Source organism: Desulfocurvus vexinensis DSM 17965, from assembly GCF_000519125.1.
Taxonomy (GTDB): Bacteria; Desulfobacterota; Desulfovibrionia; order Desulfovibrionales; family Desulfovibrionaceae; genus Desulfocurvus; species Desulfocurvus vexinensis.
Genome location: NZ_JAEX01000005.1, coordinates 115,662 through 130,838 on the forward strand (window position 1 = coordinate 115,662; position 15,177 = coordinate 130,838).

The 15,177-nt window shown below is 71.4% G+C and carries 16 protein-coding genes; 12 read left to right on the top strand and 4 right to left on the bottom strand.

Translation table 11 applies throughout. The annotated features are described in order from the left end of the window. Positions 1–258 precede the first annotated feature (258 nt). Entirely contained in the window at positions 259–1,293 is a 1,035-nt protein-coding gene (gene tdh, locus G495_RS0105985; protein ID WP_211234131.1) for an L-threonine 3-dehydrogenase, read from the bottom strand. A gap of 18 nt (positions 1,294–1,311) precedes the next feature. Next, complete coding sequence (locus G495_RS0105990) at positions 1,312–2,508, bottom strand: glycine C-acetyltransferase (protein ID WP_051445116.1); 1,197 nt, start codon at positions 2,506–2,508, stop codon at positions 1,312–1,314. Positions 2,509–2,719: 211 nt separating this feature from the next. Between G495_RS0105990 and G495_RS0105995 the strand changes: the two genes are divergently transcribed. The 12 genes from G495_RS0105995 (at position 2,720) to G495_RS0106050 (ending at position 13,764) form a co-directional block, all read left to right on the top strand. Then, positions 2,720–3,208 carry an Lrp/AsnC family transcriptional regulator gene (locus tag G495_RS0105995; protein ID WP_028587059.1) on the top strand — a complete coding sequence of 163 codons (489 nt, stop codon included), beginning with the start codon at positions 2,720–2,722 and terminating at the stop codon, positions 3,206–3,208. Positions 3,209–3,290: 82 nt separating this feature from the next. Further along, positions 3,291–4,094, top strand: coding sequence for a nitroreductase family protein (locus G495_RS0106000; RefSeq protein ID WP_028587060.1), 804 nt, complete (start codon positions 3,291–3,293; stop codon positions 4,092–4,094). A gap of 162 nt (positions 4,095–4,256) precedes the next feature. After that, positions 4,257–4,814 carry a 4Fe-4S dicluster domain-containing protein gene (locus tag G495_RS0106005; protein WP_028587061.1) on the top strand — a complete coding sequence of 186 codons (558 nt, stop codon included), beginning with the start codon at positions 4,257–4,259 and terminating at the stop codon, positions 4,812–4,814. Next, a complete protein-coding gene (locus tag G495_RS0106010; RefSeq protein ID WP_028587062.1) occupies positions 4,811–5,689 on the top strand; it encodes a CoB--CoM heterodisulfide reductase iron-sulfur subunit B family protein in 879 nt (292 codons plus the stop codon). The genes G495_RS0106005 and G495_RS0106010 overlap by 4 nt, the downstream gene beginning before the upstream one ends. A gap of 2 nt (positions 5,690–5,691) precedes the next feature. Then, positions 5,692–7,671 (top strand): CoB--CoM heterodisulfide reductase iron-sulfur subunit A family protein, encoded by a 1,980-nt coding sequence (locus G495_RS0106015; RefSeq protein WP_028587063.1) that lies wholly within the window; start codon positions 5,692–5,694, stop codon positions 7,669–7,671. Continuing rightward, a complete protein-coding gene (locus G495_RS0106020) occupies positions 7,641–8,111 on the top strand; it encodes a hydrogenase iron-sulfur subunit (protein WP_028587064.1) in 471 nt (156 codons plus the stop codon). The genes G495_RS0106015 and G495_RS0106020 overlap by 31 nt, the downstream gene beginning before the upstream one ends. Continuing rightward, positions 8,108–9,058: a 4Fe-4S dicluster domain-containing protein gene (locus G495_RS0106025; protein ID WP_051445117.1), complete on the top strand. Its 951-nt coding sequence runs from the start codon at positions 8,108–8,110 to the stop codon at positions 9,056–9,058. The genes G495_RS0106020 and G495_RS0106025 overlap by 4 nt, the downstream gene beginning before the upstream one ends. After that, positions 9,055–10,128, top strand: coding sequence for a 4Fe-4S dicluster domain-containing protein (locus G495_RS17895; RefSeq protein WP_035251147.1), 1,074 nt, complete (start codon positions 9,055–9,057; stop codon positions 10,126–10,128). The genes G495_RS0106025 and G495_RS17895 overlap by 4 nt, the downstream gene beginning before the upstream one ends. Next, the gene (locus G495_RS0106035) at positions 10,121–10,957 is read left to right on the top strand and encodes an FAD/NAD(P)-binding protein (RefSeq protein WP_028587066.1); all 837 of its coding nucleotides are present in this window, start codon (positions 10,121–10,123) and stop codon (positions 10,955–10,957) included. Before G495_RS17895 ends, G495_RS0106035 begins: the two co-directional genes overlap by 8 nt. Positions 10,958–11,524: 567 nt before the next feature. Continuing rightward, positions 11,525–12,277: a glutamine ABC transporter substrate-binding protein GlnH gene (gene glnH, locus G495_RS0106040; RefSeq protein ID WP_035251149.1), complete on the top strand. Its 753-nt coding sequence runs from the start codon at positions 11,525–11,527 to the stop codon at positions 12,275–12,277. 74 nt (positions 12,278–12,351) lie between these two features. Further along, positions 12,352–13,023, top strand: a complete 672-nt coding sequence (locus G495_RS0106045) for an amino acid ABC transporter permease (protein WP_028587068.1) — start codon at positions 12,352–12,354, stop codon at positions 13,021–13,023. Between the two features lie 9 nt (positions 13,024–13,032). Beyond that, a complete protein-coding gene (locus tag G495_RS0106050; RefSeq protein WP_028587069.1) occupies positions 13,033–13,764 on the top strand; it encodes an amino acid ABC transporter ATP-binding protein in 732 nt (243 codons plus the stop codon). A 127-nt stretch (positions 13,765–13,891) separates the two neighbouring features. Here G495_RS0106050 and G495_RS0106055 read toward each other — a convergent pair whose 3' ends face one another. Then, complete coding sequence (locus tag G495_RS0106055; RefSeq protein ID WP_051445118.1) at positions 13,892–14,593, bottom strand: hypothetical protein; 702 nt, start codon at positions 14,591–14,593, stop codon at positions 13,892–13,894. After that, positions 14,580–15,104, bottom strand: coding sequence for a hypothetical protein (locus G495_RS0106060; protein WP_028587071.1), 525 nt, complete (start codon positions 15,102–15,104; stop codon positions 14,580–14,582). The genes G495_RS0106055 and G495_RS0106060 overlap by 14 nt, the downstream gene beginning before the upstream one ends. Positions 15,105–15,177 lie beyond the last annotated feature (73 nt).

Here is a 15,177-nt window from a genome sequence, read left to right on the forward strand (position 1 = left end):
GCCCCCACTTGCTGGAAGAACCAAGGCCAGGGCCATGCCCCCGGGGGCGGGGCGCCCGGCGTTCCGAATGCGGTCGGCCGGGCCGGGGAGCGCGGGGCCTCGGCGCCGCCGCCCCGCAGGGTGCGCGCCCCGCCCCGGGGGCCGGGTCGCCCCATGAAGGAAGGGCCCCCACGCTGCGACCGCGCAAGGGCCCTTCCCGGGGAGGAGGAGGCAGGAGCCCCGGCGGACCGTCCGCCGGGTGTCAGTTGCGTACCGTACCTACGTCCAGTCGAGGATCACCTTTCCGGACCTGCCGGAACGCATGACCTCGAATGCCTTGGCGAACTCGTCCGCCGTAAAACGGTGGGTGATGGCCGGGGCCACGTCCAGCCCGCTCTGGAGCATGGTCGCCATCTTGTACCAGGTCTCGAACATCTCGCGGCCGTAGATGCCCTTGAGCAAGAGGCCCTTGAAGACCACCTGGTCCCAGTCGATGGCCGTCTCGCCGGGCAGGATGCCCAGCAGGGCGACCTTGCCGCCGTGGTTCATCAGCGCCAGCAGGCTCTTGAAGGCCGCCGGGCTGCCGCTCATCTCCAGGCCCACGTCGAAGCCCTCGGTCATGCCCAGCTCGGCCATGACGGCGCCCAGGTCCTCGCGGCCGACGTCCACGGCGCGCGTGGCGCCCATGCTACGCGCCAGGTCGAGGCGGTAGGGGTTCAGATCGGTGACGACCACGTGGCGCGCGCCTACATGGCGGCAGACGGCCACGGCCATGGCCCCGATGGGCCCGGCGCCGGTGATGAGCACGTCCTCGCCCACGAGGTCGAAGGACAGGGCCGTGTGCACCGCGTTGCCCAGCGGGTCGAGGATGGCCGCCACCTCGTCGGGCACGCTGTCGGGCAGGCGGAAGATGTTGGCGGCGGGCACGCAGACCAGCTCGGCGAAGCAGCCCGGGCGGTTCACGCCGATGCCCACGGCGTTGCGGCACAGGTGGCGTCTGCCCGCGCGGCAGTTGCGGCAGTGCCCGCAGGTGACGTGCCCCTCGGCGGACACGCGGTCCCCCGGGGCCACGCCGCGCACCTCGGCGCCCACGGCCTGCACCGTGCCCATGAACTCGTGGCCCACGACCATGGGCACGGGAATGGTCTTTTGCGCCCACTGGTCCCAGTTGAAGATGTGCACGTCCGTGCCGCAGATGGCGGTTTTCTTCACGCGCACCAGCACGTCGTTGGGTCCGATCTCGGGTACGGGCACGTCCTGCATCCAGATGCCGGGCCGGGCCTCGGCCTTGACCAGGGCTTTCATGGTCGTCATGGCGTTGTGCTCCTGTTCCTAGCTGACGACGCCCAGCTCGCGCCCCACGCGGGTGAAGGCGTCCACGGCGCGGTCCACGTGCTCGTCGGTATGCGCGGCGCAGAGCTGCACGCGGATGCGCGCCGCGCCCTGGGGTACCACCGGGTAGGCGAAGCCCACCACGTAGATGCCCTCGTCCAGCAGCCGCGCGGCCATGCGCTGGGCCAGCACCGCGTCGCCCAGCATCACCGGGACGATGGGGTGGACCCCGGGCGGCACGCGGAACCCGGCCCCCGTCATGCCCGCGCGAAACCGCGCGGCGGCGGCGTGCAGCCGCGCGCGCAGGGCCCCGGAGTCGGCCAGGATGTCCAGCACCGCCAGCGACGTGGCCGCGATGACCGGGGCCAGGGTGTTGGAGAAGAGATAGGGCCGCGAACGCTGGCGCAGCCAGTCCACCACCTCGGCCCGGCCCGAGACGTAGCCGCCCGAGGCCCCGCCCAGGGCCTTGCCCAGGGTGCCGGTGATCACGTCCACCCGGCCCAGGACCCCGCAGTGCTCGTGGGTGCCGCGCCCGCCCGCGCCCAGCACGCCCACGCCGTGGGAGTCGTCCACCATGGTTAGGGCCCCGAACTCGGCGGCCAGGTCGCACAGGGCGCCCAGGTCGGCCAGGGTGCCGTCCATGGAGAACACGCCGTCGGTGGCCACCAGCACATGCCGGGCGCCCTGGTCGCGGGCCTGGGCCAGCCGGGCGCGCAGGTCGGCCATGTCGTTGTTGGCGTAGCGCAGGCGCGCGGCCTTGCACAGCCGGATGCCGTCGATGATGGAGGCGTGGTTGAGCGCGTCGCTGGCCACGGCGTCCTCCGGGCCGAGCAGGGCCTCGAACAGCCCGCCGTTGGCGTCGAAGCACGAGCCGTAGAGGATGGTGTCCTCGGTGCCCAGAAAAGCGGAGATACGTCCTTCCAGCTCGCGGTGCACGTCCTGGGTGCCGCAGATGAAGCGCACCGAGGACATGCCGAAGCCGTAACGGTCCAGCGCGGCCTTGGCCGCCGCCACCAGCCGGGGGTCGTTGGCCAGCCCGAGGTAGTTGTTGGCGCAGAAGTTCAGCACCTCGCGGCCTCCGGCCAGGGTGATGGCCGCCTGCTGGGGCGAGGCGATGACCCGCTCGCGCTTGTACAGGCCCTGGTCGCGCAGGGCGGCGGCCTGCCGGGCCAGGGAGTCGAGCAGGGGGTGTGGCATGGGCGTTCTCCGGTTGAAGGGCTGTTCGCAAAGCAAGAAATACCGGCTTTGAAAATTCGTTGTCAAGAAATTGTTAGCCATGTTATTGCGCAAAACGCAAGGCCAAGGCGGGGCGGCCCGGGGCCGGGCGCGGAGCAAATTGACGCCGGGCGGCTGCGGAGGATACGGTGGCCCCTTGCGCAAGGGACCACAGCCCCAAGGAGGGTGCGAGTTGAACGGCAAGACCCTGACCCTGGATGCCACGGACTACGGCATCATTGCCGAATTGCAGAGGAATGGGCGCGAGTCCTACAAGCGCATCGCCCAGCGGCTGGGGGTGTCCGACGGCACGGTGCGCCTGCGCACCGAACGCATGATGCGCGCCGGATACCTGCGCGTCACGGCCTCGGTGGACCCGCTGTTCTTCGAAAGCCAGATTTCGGCCATGGTCGGCATCTGCCTGGACCATCCGGCCAACGAGGAGATCATCCGGCGCATCGCCGCCATGTCCGGGGTGCAGTCGGTGATCAACGTCACCGGGCGCTTCGATCTGCTGGTGGAGGTGTCCGTGGGTTCGCGCAAGGCCCTGCGCCATTTCCTGGTGGACGACCTGGCCGCCGTGGGCGGGGTGACGTCCACCGAGAGCTTCGTGTACCTGGAGGCCGATGGCAAATGGGTGGAGCTGCGCGAGCACGCCCTGGCCGGAGTGGTGCCCGAGTGAGCGCGCCCGGCGCCGGGGCCGCGCGGTGACGTTTTCGCGCCGGGGGGTTGCCAAGCCCGGGGCCGATGCGTATCAGCCCGCCATGTTCTGCAATACCGATATCTGCAAGCGCTGCGGCGCGTGCGTGGCCGAATGCCCCTTCGAGGTCGTCGTTCCCGACGCCCAGGGCTTTCCCGGGCTGCGCCGCGCGGCGCGCAAGATGTGCATCGGCTGCGGGCACTGCGTGGCCGTGTGCCCCGTGGGCGCCCTGACCCTGCCCGAGCTGCCCGTGACCCCCGGGCTGGCCCCGGCCGACTGCCCGCCGCTGCCCGCCAGCCAGCGCCTGGCCCCCGAGCGGGCCGAACTGTTCCTGACCTCGCGCCGCTCGGTGCGCACCTACCGGCCCGAGCCCCTGGAGCGCGCGGTTCTGGCGGGCCTGCTGGCCGTGGCCGCCCACGCCCCCAGCGCCCACAACCGCCAGCCCGTGCGCTGGGTGGTCAGCGCCACGCCCGGGCGCACCCGCGCCCTGGCCGGGATGGTGGTGGAGCACATGGCCGCGCGCGGCCTGTTCCCGGGCATCCAGCGCCACTGGGCCGCCGGGGAGGACCGCGTGCTGCGCGGCGCCCCCCACGTGGCCGTGGCCACCGCGCCCCTGGACGGGCTGAACCCCGCCGAGGACTGCTGCGCCGCCGCCGCCTACCTGGAGCTGGCGGCCCATGCCCGGGGCCTGGGCGCCTGCTGGGCCGGGTTCCTCATGGAGGCCGCGCGCGAGCATCCGCCCCTGGCCCGGGCCCTGGGCGTGGCCCCCGGGCACGGCGTGTTCGCGGCCATCATGCTCGGCAAGCCGCGCTTCCGTTACCGCCGGGTGCCCCTGCGCCGGGCCCCGCTGGTGGACTGGCTGGAGTAGAGCGGGGTGGATTCCGACGGCGCATGTTTTTCGAAAGAGAAATTCAAGGAGTAAAAATTTTCGTATTGCCAAAAATCATGGCGTCGATTATGCCAATTGTGCCTTTTGTGTGACATGCGCCGCGCGCCGCGCGCAAGGCCGCCCCAAGGAGGAGCCCGCACCGTGACCGTCCTCGACCTGACGCACTCCTGCGACATGCAGTTCGTGGCCGAGGTTGCCCGCGAGAGCGGCCAGAACCTCACCTTGTGCTACCAGTGCGGCAACTGCACCGCCGGGTGCCCCTTCACCTTCGCCTACGACCTGCCGGCCTCCAGCGTCATGCGCGCCCTGCAATGGGGCCAGCGCGAGACGGTACTCGCGTGCAGCTCCATCTGGATCTGCGCCACCTGCAAGACCTGCACGACCCGCTGCCCCAACAACATCGACGTGGCCCGCATCATGGAAGTGCTGCGCCACATCTCGCGCCGCGAGGGCTACGCCCCCGAAAAGCAGATCAAGCAGTTTCAGGACAGCTTCCTGCAGTCGGTGATGCGCCATGGCCGGGTGTTCGAGCTGGGCACCATGATGAGCTTCATCGCCCGCTCGCGCCGCCTGGCGGACATGGACCTCGGCCCCAAGGCCCTGACCCGGGGCAAGCTGGCCCTGCGCGCGCGCGACATCCATGGCCGGGACGAGGTCGAGAAGATCTTCCGCCGCTACCGGGAGGGCCTGGAGAAATGAGCCCCGCCTTCGCCTACTACCCCGGTTGCTCCCTGGAAGGCACCGCAGTGGAATACGACCGTTCGGGGCGCGCCTGCTGCGCGGTCCTGGGCATCGAGCTGACCGAGATCCCCGACTGGAGCTGCTGCGGCTCCTCCCCGGCCCACGCGGTGGATACGGTGCTTTCCGGAGCCCTGGCCGCGCGCAACCTGGGCCTGGCCCGCCAGGGCGGCTTCGGCGGCGTGGTCACCCCGTGCCCCAACTGCCTGGTCAACCTGCGCACGGCCTCGCGCGACCTGGACGACCCCGACCGGCGCGCGCGCATCAACGCGCTGCTGTCCACGCCCTGCGAAGGCGGGCTGCCCGCCGTGTCGCTGCTCCAGGCGCTGCATGAGCAGGCCGGGCCCGCGGCCCTGGCCGCTGCCGTGGTCCGGCCCCTGGCCGGGCTCAAGGTCGCGCCGTACTATGGCTGCATCCTGCACCGCCCGCCGGGGCTGATGGCCTTCGACGACCCCGAGAACCCCGTGGCCATGGACCAGCTCCTGGAAGCCGCCGGGGCCGAGGTGGTGGCCTTCCCCTTCAAGACCGAATGCTGCGGCGCGTCCTACGGCGTGCCGCGCAAGGATCTGGTCATGGAGCTGTCGGGCCGGCTGCTGGAGGCCGCCGCAGACCTGGGCGCCGACGCCCTGGCCGTGGCCTGTCCGCTGTGCCAGATGAACCTGGACCTGCGCCAGGACCAGATCGCCGCCAGCCGCCGCCGGGCTTTCGGCATTCCGGTGTTCTATTTCACGCAGCTTTTGGGCCTGGCCCTGGGGCTGGGCCGGGCCGACCTGGGCCTGGACCGGCTGGTGGTGGACCCCGGCCCGGCCCTGCGCAAGCTCGGGACGGGGGGCTGACCATGCGCCTGGGCGTCTTCGTCTGCCACTGCGGCAGCAACATCGCCGCCACCGTGGACTGCGCCGCCGTGGCCGAGGCCGCCCGCGCCATGCCCGACGTGGCCTTTGCCGCCGATTCCATCTACACCTGCTCCGAGCCCGGCCAGGAGGCCATCGTGGCCGCCGTGGCCGAGCACGGGCTGGACGGCGTGGTGGTGGCCTCGTGCAGCCCCCGGATGCACGAGCGGACCTTCCGGCGCACCGTGGCCCGCGCGGGCCTGAACCCCTACATGTTCGAAATGGCCAACATCCGCGAGCACGTCTCGTGGGTCGGGCGCGACAAGGAGCGCAACACGGCCAAGGCCACGGACCTGGTGCGCATGGCCGTGGAGAAGCTGCGCCGCAACCGGCCGCTGACGCCCCGGGAGTTCCCGGCCACGCGCCGCGTGCTGGTCATCGGCGGGGGCGTGGCGGGCATCCAGGCCGCCCTGGACTGCGCCGACGGCGGGCTGGAGGTGGTGCTCGTGGAGCGCACCGCGTCCATCGGCGGCAAGATGGCCCAGCTGGACAAGACCTTTCCTACCGTGGACTGCTCGTCGTGCGTGCTCGGCCCGCGCATGGTGGACGTGGCCCAGCACCCGGACATCACGCTGTACGCCTACAGCGAGGTGGCCGCCGTGTCCGGCTGGGTGGGCAATTTCGAGGTCAGCATCCGCCGCAAGGCCACCTATGTGGACTGGAATAAATGCACCGGCTGCGGCGAATGCATAAAGAAATGCCCGGCCAAGGACGCGCCCGACCCCTTCAACGCGGGGCTGGCCCCGGCGCGGGCCATCAACATTCCCTTCCCCCAGGCCATTCCCAAGAAGGCCGTCATCAACGCCGCGCACTGCAAGCAGCTGACCACGGGCAAGTGCGGGGTCTGCGCCAAGGTCTGCCCCTCGGGGGCCATCGACTACGCCATGACTGACACCACCGTCACCGAGAAGGTCGGGGCGGTCATCGTGGCCACGGGCTACGAGCTGTTCGACCCCACGGTCTACGGCCAGTACGGCGGCGGGCGCTACCCCGACGTGATCACCTCCATGCAGTACGAGCGGATGCTCTCGGCCAGCGGGCCCACGGGCGGGCACGTCGTGCGCCCCTCGGACGGGCGCGAGCCGCAAAGCGTGGTCTTCATCCAGTGCGTGGGCTCGCGCGACCGGCACATCGGCCGGCCCTACTGCTCGGGGTTTTGCTGCATGTACACGGCCAAGCAGGCCATCCTGACCCGCGACCACGTGCCCGGGGCCCAGACCTACGTCTTCTACATGGACATCCGCTCCCCCGGAAAGGGCTACGACGAGTTCATCCGCCGGGCCATGGAGGAATACGGCGTGCGCTACGTCCGGGGCCGCGTCTCGCGCATCTTCCCCAAGGGCGACCGGCTGGTGGTGCGCGGGGCGGACACGCTCATGGCCGCCCAGGTGCAGGTGGAGGCGGACCTCGTGGTCCTGGCCGTGGGCGCCGAGCACGCCCCGGGCGCCCAGGAGCTGGCCGCCACCCTGCGCGTGTCCATCGACGAGCACGGCTTCTTCCTGGAAGGCCACCCCAAGCTCAAACCCGTGGAGACCAACACGGCGGGCGTGTATCTGGCCGGGGCCTGCCAGGGGCCCAAGGACATTCCGGCCTCCGTGTCCCAGGCCAGCGCGGCGGCGGCCAAGGTGCTCGGGCTGTTCGCCCGGGGCACGCTGGCCAGCGACCCGCAGGTGGCCCTGGTGGACCCGCGCCGCTGCGTGGGCTGCCTCAAATGCCTGAAGACCTGCCCCTTCGGCGCCATCCGCGAGGAGCAGGGCCGGGACGGGGCCGTGCGCGCCCTGGTGGTGGAGACGGTCTGCCAGGGCTGCGGCGTGTGCTGCGTGACCTGCCCCCAGGGCGCCGTGCAGCTCCAGCATTTCACCGACGACCAGATCCTCGCCGAGGTGGAGGCCCTATGCCGGACCCCGTTGCCGACCTGCGGATAGTCGGCTTTCTGTGCAACTGGTGCTCCTACGGCGGGGCCGACACCGCCGGGGTCGCCCGGCTGGCCCAGCCTACGGACCTGCGCATCGTGCGCGTGCCCTGCTCGGGGCGCATCGACCCGCTGTTCATCGCCAAGGCCTTCTACGGCGGGGCCGACGGGGTGCTGGTCTCCGGCTGCCACCCGCGCGACTGCCACTACTCCGAGGGCAACTACCACGCCCGGCGGCGCCTGGAACTCTTCCTGCGCCTGCTGCCCGCCCTGGGCATCGACCCGGGCCGCTTCCTGTACACCTGGGTCTCGGCCTCCGAGGGCCAGCGCTGGCAGCGGGTGGTGGCCGATTTCACGGCGCGCATCCACGCCCTGGGGCCCATGCCCCGGCTGCGTGAAACCGATCTTGCTGCTGCGGCCTGCCATCCGGTGGCCCCCGGGGAGGGCGCATGAGCGGCCAGCCCGGCATCACGAACTCCGACGCCCTGCGCGAGGCCCTGCGCCGCGCGGCGCGCGAGGCCCTGGCCGGGGGCGCCGAGCTGGTGCTCGGCTGGGGCCCGGGGCCCGGCCCCGCGACCCTGGCGCCCCTGTTCGCCGCCAGCCCCGAGGAGTGCGACCGCCTGGACTTCGGCCCCGGCGCCGTGCAGAACCTGGCGGGCTCCCTGCGCGGGCTGGCCGGGCGCAAGGTGGCCGTGTGCGTCAAGGGCTGTGACAGCCGCAGCGTGGTGCAGCTGCTGGCCGAGGGGCTCCTGCGCCGCGAGGAGCTGTTCCTCATCGGCCTGCCCTGCGCCGGGGTGCTGGACCGGGCCAGGCTGGCCCCCGGCGCCGCCGCACCCGGCGACTGGGCCGCCGGGGCGCCCGACGAACTGCTGGACGCCCGCTGCCTGCGCTGCCGCTTCCCCAACCCCGTGCTGGCCGACGTGACCATCGGCCCCGCGCGCGCCCCGCGCGCGCCCGAGGGCGGGCCGGACGCCGACCTGGACGCCTTCCTGGCCCGGCCCGCGCTGGAACGCTTCCGCCACTGGGAGCACGAGCTGGGGCGCTGCCTGCGCTGCTACGCCTGCCGCAACGCCTGCCCGCTGTGCGTGTGCCGCGACCATTGCCTGGCCGAGACGCGCCGCCCGGGCTGGCTCAGCCAGTCGTCGTCGGTGCGCGAGAAACTGCTGTTCCAGGTCATCCACGCCGTGCACACCGCCGGGCGCTGCACCGAGTGCGGCGAGTGCCAGCGGGCCTGTCCCATGGGCATTCCGCTGCTGACCATGAAGCGCGTGCTGGCCCGCGAAGCCGAGGCCCTGTTCGGCCACGTGGCGGGTACGGACCCGGGTCAGGTGCCGCCGCTGCTGACCTTCCGGGCCGAGGAGCCGACCATCCCCGACCACGGGACCGAGGAGGGCCGATGAGCGCGAGCGAACTGCTGTTCCTGCCCCGGGAGGCCGTGGGCCCGTGGCTGCGGGCCCTGGCCGGGGCGCGGCGCGTGCTGGCCCCGGTGCGGCGCGGCCCCGTGGTGCTTTTCGGCCCGCCGGATTTCGAGGCCCCGGAAGGGGGGCAGGGCGCCCTGGTGCTGGACCGGCTTGCCGCCCAGTCGCCCCGGGGCGCCGTGCTGCCGCAGACCGAGGACCTGTTGCACCTGCATTTCACCCGCGACCCCGAGACCGGGCAGGCGCGCACCGAGGTGCGCGTGCCTCCGGGCCCGCAGCCCGCCGTGCTCTTCGCCGCGCGGCCCTGCGACGTGCGCGGGCTGGCGGAGCTGGACCGCGTGTTCACCGCCGGGCCGGTGGCGGACCCGTACTACGCCGCGCGGCGCGCGGCCACGGCGGTGGTGGCCCTGGCCTGCGCCGGGCCGCAGGACGCGGCCTGCTTCTGCCACTGGTCCGGCGGGCCCTGCGCGGCCCCGGGGGCCGACGTGTGGCTGTTCCCCCTGGCGGACGGCTTCGCGGCCCGGGCCCAGACGCCCCTGGGCGCCGAGTTGCTGGCGGCCAGCGCCGCCGTCCCCGCCCCCGGGCGCGAGGCGGAGGTGGACGCCCTGGCCCTGGCCGCCCGCGAGGCCATGGGCCCGGCGCCCGACCTGACGCGCCTGCCCGAAGCCTTCCAGGCGCGCTTCGGCGACGCGGCCTTCTGGGAGGGCCTGAGCCGCGCCTGCGTGGGCTGCGGAGTCTGCGCCTACGTCTGCCCCACCTGCCAGTGTTTCAATATCACCGACGAGCGCCACGGCGCCACGGGCCGCCGCCTGCGCACCTGGGACCACTGCATGGCCCACGGCTTCACCCTGGAAGCCAGCGGCCACAACCCCCGCGCGGGCAAGGGCCTGCGCTACCGCCAGCGCCTGGGCCACAAATTCGTCTATAACCGCGACCAGCGCCCGGACGGCGTGCCGGGCTGCACGGGCTGCGGGCGTTGCGTGCGCCTGTGCCCGGGGTGCATGGACATCCGCCGGGCGGCCCTGGCCGTGCTGGGAGGCAGCAGTGACTGACGCCGCGAACCCCTATCTGCCCCTGGCGGCCACCGTGGTGGAGGTGGTGGACGAAACCCCGGCCATCAAGACCCTGCGCATGACCCTGGACGACCCGGCGGCCCGCGCGGCCTTCACCTACCGCCCCGGGCAGGTGGTCCAGCTTTCGGTCTACGGCGTGGGCGAGGCGACCTTCGTGCTCAATTCCACGCCCACGCGCCCGGAGTTCTTGCAATGCTCGGTCATGCGCGCCGGGGAGGTCACCGAGGCGCTGCACGCCCTGCGCACGGGCGATCAGGTCGGCCTGCGCGGGCCGCTGGGCAACGCCTTCCCCCTGGACGCCCTGCGCGGGCGCGACGTGCTGCTGGTGGCCGGGGGCATCGGCATGGCCCCGCTGCGCACGCTGCTGCTCTACATGCTCGACAACCGCGCGGATTTCGGGACCATCCGCCTGCTGTACGGCGCGCGCGGCCCGCGCGACATGGCCTATGGCGCCGAGCTGGAGCAGTGGGCCGCCGCCCCGGGCCTGGAGCTGACCCTGACCGTGGACGCGCCCGACCCCGGCTGGCCGCACCGCACCGGGCTCATCCCCAACGTGCTGCGCGAGCTGGCGCCATCCCCCGAGGGCGCCGTGGCCGTAACCTGCGGCCCGCCGATCATGATCCGCTTCACCGTGCAGGCCCTGCGCGAGCTGGGCTTTGCCGACGCGGCCATCGTGACCACCCTGGAGCGGCGCATGAAGTGCGGCATCGGCCTGTGCGGGCGCTGCAACATCGGCCCGCGCTATGTCTGCGTGGACGGCCCGGTGTTCACCATGGCCGAGCTGGGCGAGCTGCCCGCCGAGTTGTAGCCGGGGCGCGTTGCGTCCACTTCCGCTGGGCAAATTGTCCAGCCCGGGCTGACATGGCGCGGGTCCGGCGCCCCGCCCGGGCGGGAGCCGTCCGGCCCCGGGGCGCGGGGTGCGACGGGAAACTTCATGGTTTCCGGCAGGCTGGCGTTGCCCGGCTTCGGGGCGGTGGCGGGCCTGCGGCCCTGGCACGGTTCCTGCTTCATTCCCCCTGTCGGAAGCGCGCCATCCACCTTTTCTGGACGCGCCCTCTCCTGCGGCGGGATGCCTCGGCACCATGTTGTCACGCTCCTGGTCTTCGCCCGCCGAACCGTGTCTTCCGGCTTTGCCTTCAGGTCCTTCCTCCTCCCCCAAGGACACCGAGCGGCCCGCCCCTGGCGGGCCGCTCCCGTTGCGGGCTCCGCCAGGGGCAAGAAGTATCCAACTACGCAGAATGGAAGGTGAATCCTGCCCTGGTTTTCCTTGCCGCAGGGCAGGATTTGGGGCATAGAGAAACATCCCTGCGGGAACCCCGCGCGGGGGCGCCGGGCGCCCCTGGCGTTTCTTCACCGTCTTTCGAGGAGGTTTTTCATGACCGTCGCCAAACGCTTCATGACCCTGGCCTGTGCCCTGACCCTGGCCCTGACCTGCTCCGTGGCCTCGGCCAAGGTGCTCACCGTGGCCACCGACACCAACTTCCCGCCCTTCGAGTTCAAGGACCCCGACACCGGCAAGCACACCGGCTTCGACGTGGAACTGTGGGACGCCATCGCCAAGAAGCTCGGCCTGGAGTACAACCTCCAGCCCATGGACTTCAACGGCATCATCCCCGGCCTGCAGTCCGGCCAGATCGACGTGGGCATCGCGGGCATGACCATCAAGCCCGAGCGCGCCGAGGTGGTGGACTTCTCCGACGGCTACTACAACGCGGGCCTGCTGGTGCTGGTCAAGGCCGCCGACGAGTCCGTCAAGGGCATCGAGGACCTCAAGGGCAAGGTCGTGTCCACCAAGCTGGGCACCACCTCCGAGGACTTCGTGAAGGCCAACGCGGGCGCCAAGGACGTGAAGCTGTTCCCCAACAACGACGCCATGTTCATGGAGCTGCTCTCGGGCGGCGCCGACGCCGTGGTCTTCGACTCCCCGGTCATCGCCGACTTCATGCGCAAGGCCGGCCAGGGGCAGGTCAAGGTGGTCGGCCCGCTGTACCAGGGCCAGTCCTACGGCATCGCCTTCCCCAAGGGCAGCGAGCTGGTGGCCAAGGTCAACGAGGCCCTGGCGGCCCTGCGCGCCGAGGGCGCCTACGCCGACCTGTACATGAAGTGGTTCGGCACCGAGCCCAAGTAGGCCCGGCGGCACGTTTTGCGGTTTGACGACGGGGGCGGCCGCGTGCCGCCCCCGTGTTTCCAAGGACGGGGCAAATGGCTTTCAATTTCGATCCGGGCGTCATGCTCGACACCGTGCCCATGCTCATGCGCGGGCTGAAATGGACGGCGCTGATCACCGTGGGCGGGCTGCTGTTCGGTTTCATCCTCGGGACCGGGGCGGGGCTGATGAAGCTCTCGCGCAACTGGGCCGCGCGCAAGATCGCCGGGGTCTACGTGGAGACCATCCGCGGCACGCCCATGCTGGTGCAGGCCATGTTCCTGTATTTCGGCGTGCCCATGGCCCTGGGGGTGCGCATTCCTCCGCTGGTGGCGGGCACCATCGTCATCGCCATCAACTCCGGGGCCTACATCGCCGAGATCGTGCGCGGCGCCGTGCAGTCCATCAACATCGGCCAGTTCGAGGCCGGGCGCTCCATCGGCCTGACGCGCGTGCAGACCATGCGCTACGTCATCTGGCCCCAGGCCTTCCGGCGCATGATCCCGCCCCTGGGCAACCAGTTCATCATCAGCCTGAAGGACACCTCGCTTTTGGCCGTCATCGGCGTGGGCGAGCTGCTGCGCACCGGGCAGGAGATCGTGGCCGTGAACTTCCGGGCCTTCGAGGTCTACCTCACCGTGGGCCTGGTCTACCTGTGCATGACCATGACCATCGCCCACCTGCTGCGCCGGCTGGAAAAGCGCCTGGCCGCGCGGGTGGCGCGCTAGGAGGGGCCCGTGATCACCATCGAGAACCTGCACAAGAGCTTCGGCAGCCTCAAGGTCCTGCGCGGCATCTCCCTGCATGTGGACAAGGGCCAGGTGGTGTGCATCATCGGCCCCTCGGGCTCGGGCAAGTCCACGGTGCTGCGCTGCATCAACCGCCTGGAGCGCCCGACCTCGGGCCGCGTGGTGGTGGACGGCCACGACATCACCGACCCGGCCACGGACATCAACCTCGTGCGCACCGAGGCCGGGATGGTCTTCCAGCAGTTCAACCTGTTCCCGCACATGTCGGTGCTGGAGAACGTGACCCTGGGGCCGCGCAAGGTGCGCGGCGTGCCGCGCGACAAGGCCGAGGCCCTGGGCCGCGAGCTGCTGGCCAAGGTCGGGCTGGCCGACAAGGCCGCCAACTACCCCGAGCAGCTCTCGGGCGGCCAGAAGCAGCGCGTGGCCATCGCCCGCGCCCTGGCCCTGCAACCCAAGGTCATCCTCTTCGACGAGCCCACCAGCGCCCTGGACCCCGAACTGGTGGGCGAAGTGCTGGAAGTCATGAAACGCCTGGCCCGCGAGGGCATGACCATGGTCGTGGTCACCCACGAGATGGGCTTCGCCAAGGAGGTGGCCGACCGGGTCATCTTCGTGGACCAGGGCGTCATCCAGGAGGACGGCCCGCCCCACGAATTCTTCTCCAACCCCCGCAACCCCCGGCTGCGCGACTTCCTGGGCAAGGTCGTGGCCCACGCGTAAGGGCGCGCCGGGACTGCCCGGCCCACCCCAGGCCCGAGCGCCCGGACTACGAGGCCCCCGCACGGAGCACTTCCGCGCGGGGGCCTTGTTGCTGGCGAAAGGAGGAGGGTGGGGGCCGAAAGAGCGCTTAGACCCGTGCCCCGGCCAGGCGTTCCAGGCGCCGGAGCAGCAGGGGCAGGCGCTGCTGGCTGGCCGCATCCCCGGGCAGGTGGCCGGACAGGGCGTCCAGGAAATCCTCGTTACGCAGCAGGGTGGCGAACTGTTCCGCGAGATAGGCCCGGACATTCCCTGCCGCTGCGGCGACCTCCGCGACGAGTTCCAGACGGCCGTCCAGCACGGCGACGATGTCTTCCATGTCGTGGCTGGCCATGAAATCCCCGCGCCCACGCCCGTGGAAGGCTTCCAGCTTCATGGCCAGGAAATGGGCTGGCGTTGCGGCCCGCAGCCGGACGCCGTCGATTTCCAGTGTCTGGGCGCTACGGGCCGTGTCCGCGCTCCAGCGGTTGGCGAAGCCCAGGATATGCGGGTCCGTAGGCATGACATCGAGGACGATGCGGCCATGGTGGAAGCGGCACAGGACGGTTTCGCCCAGGGCTTCCCGGAAGCCTTTTGCGCGAAGTCGTTCCTGGAGCCGGTAGTAGTCGCCCCGGGTGCCGATTTCCACGATGACGTCGATGTCGAGGGTCGGGCGGACCTCGGGAATCGCCGGGTCGTTGATGAGCAACCCCGCTGCGGCGCCCCCCACGAAGACCACCTCGTCGGCCAGTTCGCCCAGCAGGGCCGCGACCTCAAGCACGCGCTCGACGCACTGGTATCTATGGCGCCGCACGGTCCAGCACCTCCCGCAGCAGTGTCGCGGCCAAGTCGCGCTCGCGGGCGCGCCCGATGCGGATGGCGTCGAGCAGCCCCAGGGCCGCGTACAGCGTCTCGTCGCGCCCGGCGACACTCGGCACGGACCTGTGCAGCGGCGAGAGGGCGACGCCCCGGGCCGCTCCCTGCGGGTGCGGCCAGACGTGGATATCCGCAGCGTCGTCCCCGTGCGCGAACCTGTCGCGGAGCAGGGGCGAGGCCAGTGCCGTGGGCACCCCCCGCGTCACCGGGCCGAGGTCCGCAGGGTAGGCGTACTTCACGCCGTGGACGAGGAATTCCTCCAATGCCTTGCGCCTGGGGCGCCTGAGCTGGCCGTCGAAAAGCCGGGCCTGGGTCGCCCGCCGGACCGCGCTGTGGACCATGGAGGGGCTCAGGCCGAGCTCATGCGCGACCCGGTCATAGGTCCACGTTTGCGGGGCCGCCAGGGCCAGCTTGAGCATGACGAGAACGTCCTGGGGCAGCAGGTTCATGGCTGTTCTGTATTCTAGATTCTAGAACGTAGCAAGAAACTTTTGCGTGCCGGGGGCGGATGGTCTTGTCACG

Bases quoted from the DNA above. Each gene is read 5' to 3' on its own strand.
- G495_RS0106045 (WP_028587068.1), top strand. From the start codon at position 12,352: ATGGCTTTCAATTTCGATCCGGGCGTCATGCTCGACACCGTGCCCATG.
- G495_RS0106015 (WP_028587063.1), top strand. From the start codon at position 5,692: ATGCGCCTGGGCGTCTTCGTCTGCCACTGCGGCAGCAACATCGCCGCC.
- G495_RS0106010 (WP_028587062.1), top strand. From the start codon at position 4,811: ATGAGCCCCGCCTTCGCCTACTACCCCGGTTGCTCCCTGGAAGGCACC.
- G495_RS0106025 (WP_051445117.1), top strand. From the start codon at position 8,108: ATGAGCGGCCAGCCCGGCATCACGAACTCCGACGCCCTGCGCGAGGCC.
- G495_RS0106060 (WP_028587071.1), bottom strand. From the start codon at position 15,104: ATGAACCTGCTGCCCCAGGACGTTCTCGTCATGCTCAAGCTGGCCCTG.
- G495_RS0106020 (WP_028587064.1), top strand. From the start codon at position 7,641: ATGCCGGACCCCGTTGCCGACCTGCGGATAGTCGGCTTTCTGTGCAAC.
- G495_RS17895 (WP_035251147.1), top strand. From the start codon at position 9,055: ATGAGCGCGAGCGAACTGCTGTTCCTGCCCCGGGAGGCCGTGGGCCCG.
- G495_RS0105990 (WP_051445116.1), bottom strand. From the start codon at position 2,508: ATGCCACACCCCCTGCTCGACTCCCTGGCCCGGCAGGCCGCCGCCCTG.
- tdh (WP_211234131.1), bottom strand. From the start codon at position 1,293: ATGACGACCATGAAAGCCCTGGTCAAGGCCGAGGCCCGGCCCGGCATC.
- G495_RS0106000 (WP_028587060.1), top strand. From the start codon at position 3,291: ATGTTCTGCAATACCGATATCTGCAAGCGCTGCGGCGCGTGCGTGGCC.
- glnH (WP_035251149.1), top strand. From the start codon at position 11,525: ATGACCGTCGCCAAACGCTTCATGACCCTGGCCTGTGCCCTGACCCTG.